This is a genomic window from Lonsdalea britannica (genome assembly GCF_946477055.1).
Lineage (GTDB): Bacteria > Pseudomonadota > Gammaproteobacteria > Enterobacterales > Enterobacteriaceae > Lonsdalea > Lonsdalea britannica_A.
Genome location: NZ_CAMKXG010000109.1, coordinates 1 through 10,979, shown reverse-complemented (window position 1 = coordinate 10,979; position 10,979 = coordinate 1). Strand labels below are relative to the sequence as shown.

The window sequence follows — 10,979 nt, the reverse complement described above, 5'->3', positions numbered from 1 at the left end:
CCATCACATTGGGATAGGCGTCTTTGAAATGTTTGAGCAGGTCGACGAGAAAGTACCCCGCCACCAGGCTCGTCACGCCCACGGTCAGGGAACCGGTGATACTTTCAGTACCGGTTCTCAGGCTGCGGGTCGCATTTTCCACCGTTGCCAGAATCAGGTAGGACTGGCGTAAAAACTGATGTCCCTGATGAGTCAGCGTCATGCCCTTGGCGTGACGCTCGAATAACCTCACCCCGGTTTCAGTTTCTAATTGCTGAATAGCCAGCGTGAGCGACGACTGAGAAACGAAGGCGGTTTGCGCGGCGGCGGAGATGGAGCCGGTCTCGGCAACCGCAATAAAGTGCCGAATTTGACGTAGCGTTAACATAGCCGTCAGGCGCCTCTTTAAAATGAGTCAATGTCCAATAGATATCACGCCATTCGTTTTATCGAAAGCACCGTCATTTTGTGAATGCCTTTACCGCCATCGTTTCCATCATCAGCAATTAATCCGTGATTCAACCGGTTGCGTCCACGCGCGACGACAGGATGCCCTACTCCATACACGACGTTTGTCTCAAGTCCGCACGGCAGATAAACCGCGCCATCGGTGGCGAAAATGGAGCTGTACTGCGAAGAACAGCGCTTGGATTTTCCCACCGCTACGGCGGCGGTCGCAGCAGCGCCCTCACCTGTGGGTTATGTCTTTTTGACGTAATGCATTGCCGGATTCGTGCTTTTGATTCGCGTGTCGGCATTGTTATAAGGGAGCTATCTCTATGACCGCCAGCGAGACTCTGCTTATGATTGCTATCCAGGCACCGCAAACCTACCTCAACCGCGACGGACTGATCGCCGAAGTGGGCGACTTTATCGAACCGCTGGCCTCACGCATTCTGATCATCACCAGCCCTCAGGCTTGGCAGGCGACGTCCCAGGCTATCGAATCCAGTCTGCATCAGCACGATATCCAGTACGACGTCGTCTTCCAGCAAGGCCCGTGTACTCATCAGGCTATCGATCAACTGGCGACGGCGGCCAGAACGTTGAATGCCGGGCTGATTTTGGGCGTCGGCGGCGGTCGGGCGCTGGACAGCGCCAAGGCCGTGGGCGATCTCCTCGGACAGCTGCCGGTGATCGCCGTACCGACTATCGCCGCCACCTGCGCCGCATGGTCGCCGATCAGCGTGATCTATGACGGACGCGGCGCGCATGTCGCGCCCCTGCCGTTGAAACGCCTGCCCGTCTGGGTGCTGGTCGATAGCGAGGTGATTGCACACAGCCCCGCACGCTATCTCAAAGCCGGGATCGTGGATGCGCTCGCCAAGTGGTATGAATTCCAACCCTATCTACAGACGGAGACGACTTCGCTGGCGCTGGTGTTGAAGGCGCAGGCCGCAGGTCTGGCGCTGGAGACGTTCAACCGTCACGGCGTTCAGGCGCTGAAGGATATTGAGGATCACCGCGTCACACCCTCGCTGCGGCAGGTCATCGACGCCAATATTGCGCTGGCGGGCTTGGCTAATAGCATGAAGGACAACGTGGCGCGCGTCGGCGTCGCGCATGCCATTCATAACAGCATGACCCGGCTGCCTGAACTCCATCACTGGCTACACGGCGAGAAGGTCGGCTTCGGGCTGGCAGTACAGGCCCTGCTGAATACCGGGCAGGAAGAGGAACGGCAGCCGCTGCTCGCGCTGCTGTCGCGCTTTGGCAGTCCGTTGACGTTGACTCAGCTGGGATTGGCGGACAAACCGGATCAGGTCGAACGCATCGCGCGCCATGTTCGTATCCGCTCCGCCGCGCTTCTGCCTTTCGCGGTGGATAGCGATACACTCCTGAAAGCGCTGTGGGAAACAGAGCATCTGGCGGCCGTCGCCGCCTGACGGTGCGACTGCCCCCCCCTTTTCTTACTGTTGGCCGTGGCGCCAGACCGTCGCCGCGGCCCTGTCGCGTCCTCGACGAATCGAAAATACGCCTGTCAGCGTCACAGAAACAGCGGTGAACTCGGTGGGGGTGACCACGTTAATGAAAGCATCGCGCCCCGTCAGATCCCAGCCCTGTGCGTCTCTCTCCCAATGGTTCCAACGGGCTGAGCGCGGGCTGGCGATCAGAGGCGGCGACACCGGCATTCGGGCCGAAACATCGGCTCTTTGAGCGCCCCTGAAGCAGGCATTTCGTCAGCGTCGCACACGGAAAACGGTGTGCATGAACGCCCGGTTGAACTCACAGATCCTGACGCTGGCGCCGGATACCCCATGTTTTCACCGTGTAACTCCGCTATATTATCTGTGGTTCCGGATCCGGCAAGGTGTAAAATTTCGGTTCAGAATCAAGTTCTATCCACCATGTAACCGTTATCACTCTCGGCTGCGAGGATGGGATACAACCTGGTTTTTATCTGGAACCCATCGTTCAATTATGCAGGAGGCGTAATACATGCAGAGGAAAAAGAAGATAAGGTATGCGACAGCTGCCGTCATCGTGTTGCTGGTGCTGATCGGGGTCTTCCTGTTCAGAGACAGTAGCGATGCGCTGTGGAATACGGTCACAGAAAAGTGCGTTCCCAGTCAGCAGCAAGGCTCTCCGGCGCCTTGTCTTGCGGTCAATAGCCATACCCAGACCGCACTCATCAAAGACAGAAATGGGCCCCACCACGACCTGCTGATCCCAACCGAGAAAATCTCGGGAATCGAAAGCCCCGCGTTGCAAGAACACTCTGTCCCCGCCTTTTTCGCCGCCGCCTGGGAGGCGCGTAAGCACCTGTCCAACGAAGCGGGTAAAACACTGCCGGACGACATTCTGGTGCTGGCCGTCAACTCACGCTATGCGCGCACGCAAGAACAGCTGCACATCCATATCTCTTGCCTGCGCCCCGAGGCCTACCAAACGCTGCGCGAACAGGGAAATACCTTAACGACCGACTGGCAGCCGCTGGGCGAAGAGCTGCGTGGACATCGCTATCTGGCGAAAAAGCTGACTTCGCAGGATCTGACGCGACATGACCCGTTCAAAGAGCTTTACGCCTATGTGCAGCGTCAAGGCGACAGCATCGACAACTACGGACTGGCGCTCACCGTCACGCCCGATGGCGAAAAAGTGCTGCTGGCTAACCGAGGCGTCCGCTTCGGCTTCAACCGCGGTTCGACCTCTGAGCTGATCGATACCCAGTGCTCACTGGCACGTTAATCGATAACGGGACCGATTTATGGGTCCCGTTTGTTTTATCAGGCCATCGCCTGCGACATGAGCGCAAACGCACGAGGTTCCTCGGGGCCATTCCTCCAAGGTTCGCCGCGCACCATGACGACCGGCGCATCCACCTGCGTCAGACCGCAGCGGGATAACCATTCCCCTAGCCCCTGCGCCGCATGCGTATCAATACGCACAAAATCGTTCACTCTGTCCTGCATGAGCCGTGCGATGATCCGCTGCGCCTCCGGCACGCCGTGGGCGATGACCGGACCGAGCGTCCAGCCGCGTCCGAAACGACGACTGGCTCCCCAACCAACGATGCGATCGCCCTCTTCCAACACCCAAAGTTCCGCATAACGAAACAGATCGGACACCAGCGTCGAACGCACCATGCCGTTAGCCTGTCTGTCCTGTTCCGTTAATTCGGGGAGATCCTCCGCGCGAGCACGACGAAGCCGCTGTCCAGCCGTCTCCTCCACACGCGGAACGGTCGTCAGGCAGGCGGTCTGAAACTGCTGAGTTTCGCCGACCGCCGTGAAGCCCAACGACTGATACAACGGGAGCCCAGCGGCGGTGGCATGCAGCCTGAGCTGTCGCTCGCCCAACGCCGCTATTTGCTGTTCCAGCAGGCGACGGCCAATGCCTCGTCCCTGAAATTTCGCATCGACCACCACCAAACCGAGCGTGGCCCAGTGGGCTCCCCAGCGCCAGCTCAGCGCCGTACCCACTATCTGCCCCTCGCACTCAGCAACGCGCCCTTCGCCCAAGCGCAATGCCTCCTGCCAATCCTCCATCCGATGCGGCCAGTGCAGCTGCTGAGTGAGCCGATAACCGGCCACGCAGTCGGCCTGCGTCATCGGCCGCAATATGATCCCCATCACCTTTACCCTCTCATTCTGTTGACGTCGGCGGTGTCGGGCACAACGTTAACGCGTCAAAACCGATTCGACCGCGTGACTTTCGCCATGCGCACGTCGAGACCTCTTTGTGCGAACCTATCCGAAGCCCCTTTTCAACGCAATGCCCTAACACTCCCGCCAGACCATTCAATCGCCGCCAGCCACTGCTTGCCAAGCCTATCAAGACTGACATAACGTGAGTTCCATCGCGCCTATTCGTGGGTGCCGCTGTCTGCAATCGCGCTCATCTCAAACCAATGGGGAATATCATGGCCGAAAAACAGCATACTTACCGGGTAAACGTACGCTGGACGGGAAATCAGGGCAGTGGAACCGACAGCTATCGCGGCTACAGCCGCAGCCATGAGATCAGCGCCCAGGGTAAATCCTCCACCCTTTAGCCCACATTGACCTCGACACTGAGGCTTAAGTCTGTTGTCGCCTTTTAACACTTCTTCGGAGGCGCTCGTATCAACATAAAGCACTTCCATCGGATAGGCTCACCACAATGACGTCATCGGCGATGCCGATTATTCCCTCACGAAATAAACAACAAGAGCAAGCCACAACGCGCTAATTATCACTCATCGCAATCAATTTCTCTTAACAGACTTATTTTATCTTACCGACCATAACTTCCCCTTTTTAATAAAAGCGGATATTATTGCGAGAATTAAATCACTTTGCGATGTCGTATTTGATGACCTAATAATCAATAAAAAATCGTAATATATCCAAGCCTAACGCAACAAGGAGTGTTATATCGTGGCTAGAAGAATGGTAGCGCGCTACCCTTATTTAAATATGATATACAGGATGCTAATAATAGTCCCCCCCGGTGATCTATTTTGCGCAAAGGGAACCGCAAGGCAGCAGAAAACCCCGAACGAAGGCCAAATATATCAAAGACATCTCACGAGACCACCCAGCGAAAAAACAGTTAGACGTCAATCACTTCATCACACCTCTTTTTATCCCAGCGACAAAACTCCCGAAAACAACTTTCCTGTAAACGATTCCACCACTCACCTCTTATTTATTTTATTACCCAGAATAGTTACTCGTTTTTTTAACCTTCTGGTTCCTATTAGGCATTATTCCGCGGAAAGAATAACTCCCCAATATCACCTTTTATTTTCACTTTAACGACGCGACCTTTATGAAAAAGACTTATTTTTTACACAAAATGATTCAACGTCATTTCACCCTATCGCCTAACCCCCTTTGGCTAGCGATGATTAAACCTATTGAAGTCTTCAAGACAACGCTGAAATGGGCTTGCGACGATCATATGCGACACCAAAAGAAGGAAACGGGTCACAGCGGACCGCTGATTATGCGATCACGGCGCTGGAAATATTTCTCCAATGGGGAATTCTATTGGTTATACAGCCGACGTCAGCAGCAGGGGGATCACGGTCTGTCTCCGGATGGTGAAGCCGGTATGGCGGAGGCACTCAAAAAATGGGCGCAAGGTCACCTGCTGCCGAGCAAACTGGCTATCAGACAAGCAGAGGGATTCCATGGCTGACTTTAACTGGACCCTGTTTCTTATCGCCGCGTTCACCTTCTGCGCCATCCCCGGCAAGGACGTGCTGTGCATTACCGGTAACTTTCATCGGTTTGGCCAGCGAGCCGCGCTGAGCGGCATCGTCGGACTCGCGCTCGGCTACTATTGCTATGTGATTTTATCCTGGCTGATCGTCAGCTTCACGCTGGCGGCGTCGCCTGCCGTGCTGACCCTCGTCAAACTGCTGGGCGCGCTGTTTCTAATCTGGGAAGGCAGCCGCATATACCGCCTGCCCCCGGCGGCGCGTTATTTATCTAAAAGTATGACGATAGCCCCAGTACACCCGTCCTCCTTCTTTCTACAGGGGACCCTCCGTAGCCTGCAGAACCTCCGAGCAGGCATTTTTTTCCTCGCCTTCTTTTCCCAGTTCATCTCGCCAGAGAGTTCCGGCGATATGTTTATCCTGATGGGAACGCTGTTTTGTCTGGGCACGTCCGGTTTCAATTTGGCGTATTGCTACCTGTCTCCCTGGCTTAAAAAGCGGAGCGTCAACGACATCAACTTCTTCCTTTCGAAAGTGCCGGCCATGCTGCTGTTGGCCATCGGCAGCTGGATGACGTGTGAAATAGCCTGGGGAGTGATGCCGTCGTAGAGAGGAAATGACAAGCGCCGCGCGATGCGCCAGCCGCTGAATAGCACGACGCATCGCGCAGCGTTCGTTAAAACAGATCGTGTGGACAGGCCGCAGAGGGAAACGGCCCGGAAAAGGCCGCCACCCCGGTTGTTTTACGCCCGAGATTCGCCGGAAGAGGTCGTCTGACGCAGCCGCCATGAACTCCAGACAAAGGCGAGCAGCATAATCACGACGGCATACACCATGTTGTCGCCGATAACCGCGGTGACGCCAAGACAAAACAGGCTAGCCAACAGCGCCATCACACGTTGAGGACCGTGAAGCAAGCGACATGCCGACAAAGACGCGGCCAGATAGATCATCACAAAGACGCCGTTAGCACAGGCAATCAGGCTATCCAGACCAATAGACCAACCGTACTTGAGGGCGACGGTGATGGCGACAGGCAGTACCGCAAGCAGCGTCGCCACAACTGGCGCATGGAAACGGTTACGGTACCCCAGACAACGGCTTATCGCGCCCTCGCCCTTCATCGAAATAATCAATCGGGTGAAACTGATAATGTAGAGATTGACCGCGGCAAGACAGGTCAAAAATCCCATCAGGCCCGTCACTATCGCGCCCGTTCGTCCAAACGCCTGCCCTATCAGCCGGGGCAACGAGGAGATATTGTCGACTTCGTTGCCAAAGGCAGAAAACCGCAGCACGGTGTAGCTCAGCAAGCAGTACAGGCTGAGCGCGATCGTCAAAGAGATAACAATCGTGCGGGGAAAATCTCTTTCGGGAGAAGCGAATTCCGGCGCGAGATGAGCGGCGGCCTCGATGCCCACGAAGCACCAGAAAATAATGCCCATTGCCTTGAAGAACGGTAATAGGCTATCGCCGCCAGCCGGTATGATCTTAGGCGCGGCAGTCGGCGCCTCCGTGACACCCACCGCGATGACGCTGATCAGCACCAGCGCCGTCAGCACCGTAATCCCGAATTGCACATTGCCCGACAGCGTGACGTTGAAGGTATTGACGATCAGAATCAGCGACAGCATGAGCAGCGCGAAGTAACCGCAGTAGACCGGTGGCAGGCCCAGGCAGTACACCAGATAGTTAGCGCCAGTGATCACCACCACCGGCGGCCCAATGGGGATAACAGACAGGTACAGCCAGGAGATGCTCTGCCGCAGGCGATGTCCGTAGGCCAGTTCTACAAAATGCGCGGTACCGGCGCTGTGAGGGAATTGACGTCCCAGCAACGCGAAAGTGAAGACCACGGGCAGCACCAGCAACGTCATACCCAGCCATGCCAGCCACGCCCACTGCCCGACCAGTCCGGCCACCATCGCCGGAACAATGAATACGCCTGAACCTAACAGCGTAGAAACCAGAAAACCCACTCCCTGATGTAGACTTAACTTACCGCGCTGCTCAGACACGCCCTCTCTCCCTTTAGCAATTTTCTGTCATCCCATGACGACACTGGCACAAGCCATGAACACGCCTAACTTATCCGGCATTCCCGATAGCAGTCGCTGTCCGCGCACGACGACGGCCCCGCAGAATGGGTCCGTCATCGATATCATTGCCCCAGTTGCGTACCGACACGGTGGTCGGCCGGCCTGGTCACCGACAACGATCTGACGCTCGCTGATTTAGATAGGCCATGCACTACCCATGCGGCCATTATACTGCCGAATGCGGCTGACCTCTTGACTGAACGCGGATTTGCCGCCCGTCACTCCCTATCATCCCGGTAAAAGGCGTCGTTCGCACCGATGACGCTCTGGCCCAATCGCGACGAGGCGCGAGTTGACCCCCACCGCGTGGTGATTTTACAGACCGCGGAGTCGCCGCATTCTGGGCTGGGGAGCCGCCTGACCGTGCTGAGGTTTTACTTTCCACGCTCGATAATAAGCCACCAAATCAGTTGTCCATCATGGTGCCTGACTGCCGCTCTCTGCTGAGAAAGAGTGCAATGACGTCGCCGCGAAAAGGGACGGTCCTTACCGGGTGATTCGGCGCAAACAGACCTTTTCCCGCATGGCATAGGCGATAACAGCAGGAACGTGTATCATCCCGGCCGGATTATTCCGTTTAACACGCTGGCGCTGGCACATTAATTGCTGCCTTCAGTCCAGAGCAATCATAAATTCTTGGATGAAAACGGGATAATGTTATGGCGAAAGAGAACGCAGAGAGCAACGGAAAGCTGGGATTATGGCAGGTCGTGATCATCGGGGTGGCGTACATGACGCCCATGACGGTGTTCGACACCTTCGGCATTGTGTCGGGCCTGACCGAAGGCCGTGTGCCGCTCGCTTATTTGCTGGCGTTGGTCGCTGTTTTGCTTACGGCGCTCAGCTATGGCCGCATGGTGAAAGCCTTTCCGGAAGCGGGCTCGGCGTATACCTACACCCGTAAAACCTGCGGTAATCAGGCCGGATTCATGGTCGGCTGGGCCTCGCTGCTGGACTACATGCTGCTGCCGATGATCAACGCGCTGCTCGCGGGCATATACCTGAGATCGCTGTTTCCGCAGCTACCGCCGTGGATCTGGATTGCCACCTTCACGTTGCTGGTTACCTGGATTAACAGCCGCAATATCAAATTGTTGGCCAACCTGAACTTCCTGTTTGTCGGCGCTCCCGTCGTGTTGATGGGCGTGTTCATCTATCTGGTGATTCAGGGCGTCAGCCATCAGAACGGCCCCGATGCCGTCTGGACCCTGCGCCCCCTACTCAACGGCGACACCAGCGTGATCCCGCTCATTGGCGGCGCGGCGGTACTGTGCTTCTCATTTCTGGGGTTCGATGCCGTGACGACCTTGTCCAATGAGACACACTCGCCGAAGCACACGATCCCCCGCGCAGTCTTTCTTACCGCCCTGATCGGCGGCGCCATCTTCTTTACCGCTTCCTGGTTCATTCAGCTCTACTATCCGACCAACGCGCAGTTCAAGAACCCCTCAGAGGCGATGCCGGAAATCGTTCTGTACGTGGGCGGCGCGCTGTTTCAGTCGCTATTTCTGGTGGCGATCCTCGTCAATACTTTCGCCTCCGCGCTGGCCTCTCACGCCAGCGCCGCGCGGCTGCTGCACATCATGGGCCGCGACGGGATTTTCCCCGGCTCCTTTTTCAGCTACGTCCACCCGCGACTCGGCAGCCCCTTGTACTGCGTGCTGTTTATCGGCGGACTGTCGATGAGCGCCATGTTCTTCGGGTTGGATACCGCCGTGTCGCTAATCAGCTTCGGCGCGCTGGTGGCGTTCACCGCAGTCAATGCGTCGGTCATCGCCCTGCATGTCATTCGTGACAAACGACTGTCCTCTGCCCGAGAGTGGCTCTTCAACCTGATTCTACCTCTGCTCGGCATCGGCACGATTGGCGTCATGTGGGCTCATCTGGAAAAGGATTCGATGATTCTGGGTCTGGTCTGGTCGGCCATTGGGCTCGGCTGGATCATTTGGTTCCGGGTCACCAAACGCGAACTGGTCTTCTCCTGACGGCTGGCGCGGTGCCTGAACCGCGCAGCCTCATCCGTTGCTCGTTAGCCGCGACGTCGCATCAGCTCGTTACGGCGTTCGGCATCAGCGCGCGATTTCTCTCTCACTGGCTCCAGCCAATGCGCCGCGCACGCCGCGCTCAGAATAAACACGCCGTCGTCATCGCCTAACGCCATATCGCCGGGATGAACCGTCACTCCGCTGACGGCAATGGGGTGGTTGACCTCGCCGCCGGTTCCCAACCCACGCGTCGTGATTGCGCTGATGCCGCGGCAGAACACAGGCCACCCCAGCGCCCGCAGCTCGCGAACATCCGTCACCGCGCCGGACACGATCACGCCCGCCAGCCGTTTAACCTGCGCCGCTAATGTGCTGAGCTCGCCCCAGCAGGCGCGTTCCGCGTCCTCCATCGCATCAATCACCAGCACATCGCCCGGCTGACTCAGCAACAGCGCCTCGCGCAGCGCGCCGCCGTCCGGCATCCGCAGGCTGGCGGTCACCACATTGCCCGCCACGCTGACGCCCGGCGACAACGCCCGAATACCGCGCAGATACCCCTCCTCCGTCAGGTGGCCCAGCGCAGAGGTCGACATCCCTCGCCACTGCGCCAGCAGCTCGTCGCCCACCTGTTGCTGACGCGGCCAAACCTGATAGCTCATCACCTTCCCTCCATTGCCGATGCAGGCCGCTCGCGGCCAAAGGGAATACACAGCGGGGTCTGGAAAAAGGGATCGGGGATGATACGGCAGTCCAGATTAAACACCGTTTTCACCATGGCTTCCGTCAGGATGTCGGCGGGTCGCCCCTGCGCGAATGCGGTGCGGTTGTGGACCGCCACCATATGATCGGCATAGCGGCAGGCCAGATTCAGATCATGCAGCACCATCACAATGGTCTTACCAGCCTGACGATTCAGATCGCGCAACAGATCCAAGACCTCAATCTGATGCGCCAGATCGAGATAGGTCGTCGGCTCATCCAGCAGCAGCACCTCTGTATCCTGCGCCAGCGTCATTGCGATCCACACCCGCTGCCGCTGGCCGCCGGACAGTGCGTCGACCGGACGCTCGGCTAGCTCCGTGGTGCCGGTCTGCTGCAACGCCTGAGAGACTCGGACTTCATCCTCCTGCGACCACTGTTGAAACCAGTTCTGATACGGATAGCGCCCCAGACTGACCAGCTGCCGGACCGTGATCCCCTCCGGCGCATCCGGCCGCTGCGGCAGGATCGCCAGCTGCCGAGCCACCGCGACCGTAGACTGGCGATGGA

General features: G+C 57.4%; 11 protein-coding genes. 5 read left to right on the top strand and 6 right to left on the bottom strand.

Features of this window, described 5'->3' with window-relative positions; genetic code table 11:
• On the bottom strand, window positions 1–367 hold a 367-nt coding region (locus Q7O77_RS09230), incomplete at its 3' end, for a LysR family transcriptional regulator (RefSeq protein ID WP_304166094.1).
• A 415-nt stretch (window positions 368–782) separates the two neighbouring features.
• Here Q7O77_RS09230 and Q7O77_RS09225 point away from each other — a divergent pair.
• Window positions 783–1,865, top strand: coding sequence for an iron-containing alcohol dehydrogenase family protein (locus tag Q7O77_RS09225; protein ID WP_304166096.1), 1,083 nt, complete (start codon window positions 783–785; stop codon window positions 1,863–1,865).
• A gap of 553 nt (window positions 1,866–2,418) precedes the next feature.
• Window positions 2,419–3,168, top strand: coding sequence for a CDP-diacylglycerol diphosphatase (locus Q7O77_RS09220; protein ID WP_304166091.1), 750 nt, complete (start codon window positions 2,419–2,421; stop codon window positions 3,166–3,168).
• A 38-nt stretch (window positions 3,169–3,206) separates the two neighbouring features.
• Here Q7O77_RS09220 and Q7O77_RS09215 read toward each other — a convergent pair whose 3' ends face one another.
• On the bottom strand, window positions 3,207–4,052 hold the full coding sequence (locus Q7O77_RS09215; protein ID WP_304166088.1) for a GNAT family N-acetyltransferase: 846 nt from the start codon (window positions 4,050–4,052) through the stop codon (window positions 3,207–3,209).
• A gap of 233 nt (window positions 4,053–4,285) precedes the next feature.
• On the bottom strand, window positions 4,286–4,564 hold the full coding sequence (locus tag Q7O77_RS09210; RefSeq protein WP_304166086.1) for a hypothetical protein: 279 nt from the start codon (window positions 4,562–4,564) through the stop codon (window positions 4,286–4,288).
• Window positions 4,565–5,409: 845 nt separating this feature from the next.
• Here Q7O77_RS09210 and Q7O77_RS09205 point away from each other — a divergent pair.
• Together Q7O77_RS09205 and Q7O77_RS09200 are read left to right on the top strand one after the other, a co-directional pair.
• Window positions 5,410–5,604, top strand: coding sequence for a hypothetical protein (locus Q7O77_RS09205; RefSeq protein ID WP_304166083.1), 195 nt, complete (start codon window positions 5,410–5,412; stop codon window positions 5,602–5,604).
• The gene (locus tag Q7O77_RS09200) at window positions 5,597–6,235 is read left to right on the top strand and encodes a LysE family translocator (protein WP_304166080.1); all 639 of its coding nucleotides are present in this window, start codon (window positions 5,597–5,599) and stop codon (window positions 6,233–6,235) included. The genes Q7O77_RS09205 and Q7O77_RS09200 overlap by 8 nt, the downstream gene beginning before the upstream one ends.
• 134 nt (window positions 6,236–6,369) lie before the next feature.
• On the opposite strand, the gene yjeH is transcribed toward Q7O77_RS09200, so the two are convergent.
• Window positions 6,370–7,644 carry an L-methionine/branched-chain amino acid transporter gene (yjeH, locus tag Q7O77_RS09195; RefSeq protein WP_304166077.1) on the bottom strand — a complete coding sequence of 425 codons (1,275 nt, stop codon included), beginning with the start codon at window positions 7,642–7,644 and terminating at the stop codon, window positions 6,370–6,372.
• A 740-nt stretch (window positions 7,645–8,384) separates the two neighbouring features.
• On the opposite strand from yjeH, the gene Q7O77_RS09190 reads away from it, so the two are divergent.
• On the top strand, window positions 8,385–9,710 hold the full coding sequence (locus tag Q7O77_RS09190) for an APC family permease (protein ID WP_304166074.1): 1,326 nt from the start codon (window positions 8,385–8,387) through the stop codon (window positions 9,708–9,710).
• Between the two features lie 44 nt (window positions 9,711–9,754).
• Here the strand turns inward: Q7O77_RS09190 and Q7O77_RS09185 are convergent, their stop codons facing one another.
• Window positions 9,755–10,369 (bottom strand): RraA family protein, encoded by a 615-nt coding sequence (locus Q7O77_RS09185; RefSeq protein ID WP_304166070.1) that lies wholly within the window; start codon window positions 10,367–10,369, stop codon window positions 9,755–9,757.
• Window positions 10,369–10,979 (bottom strand): ABC transporter ATP-binding protein (locus Q7O77_RS09180; protein ID WP_304166067.1); only part of this gene is annotated, 611 nt, incomplete at its 5' end. The genes Q7O77_RS09180 and Q7O77_RS09185, both read right to left, overlap by 1 nt.

Coding starts and splice junctions, on each gene's coding strand:
- Q7O77_RS09225 (WP_304166096.1), top strand. CDS start 783: ATGATTGCTATCCAGGCACCGCAAACCTACCTCAACCGCGACGGACTG.
- Q7O77_RS09220 (WP_304166091.1), top strand. CDS start 2,419: ATGCAGAGGAAAAAGAAGATAAGGTATGCGACAGCTGCCGTCATCGTG.
- Q7O77_RS09215 (WP_304166088.1), bottom strand. CDS start 4,052: ATGGGGATCATATTGCGGCCGATGACGCAGGCCGACTGCGTGGCCGGT.
- Q7O77_RS09210 (WP_304166086.1), bottom strand. CDS start 4,564: ATGGAAGTGCTTTATGTTGATACGAGCGCCTCCGAAGAAGTGTTAAAA.
- Q7O77_RS09205 (WP_304166083.1), top strand. CDS start 5,410: ATGCGATCACGGCGCTGGAAATATTTCTCCAATGGGGAATTCTATTGG.
- Q7O77_RS09200 (WP_304166080.1), top strand. CDS start 5,597: ATGGCTGACTTTAACTGGACCCTGTTTCTTATCGCCGCGTTCACCTTC.
- Q7O77_RS09190 (WP_304166074.1), top strand. CDS start 8,385: ATGGCGAAAGAGAACGCAGAGAGCAACGGAAAGCTGGGATTATGGCAG.
- Q7O77_RS09185 (WP_304166070.1), bottom strand. CDS start 10,369: ATGAGCTATCAGGTTTGGCCGCGTCAGCAACAGGTGGGCGACGAGCTG.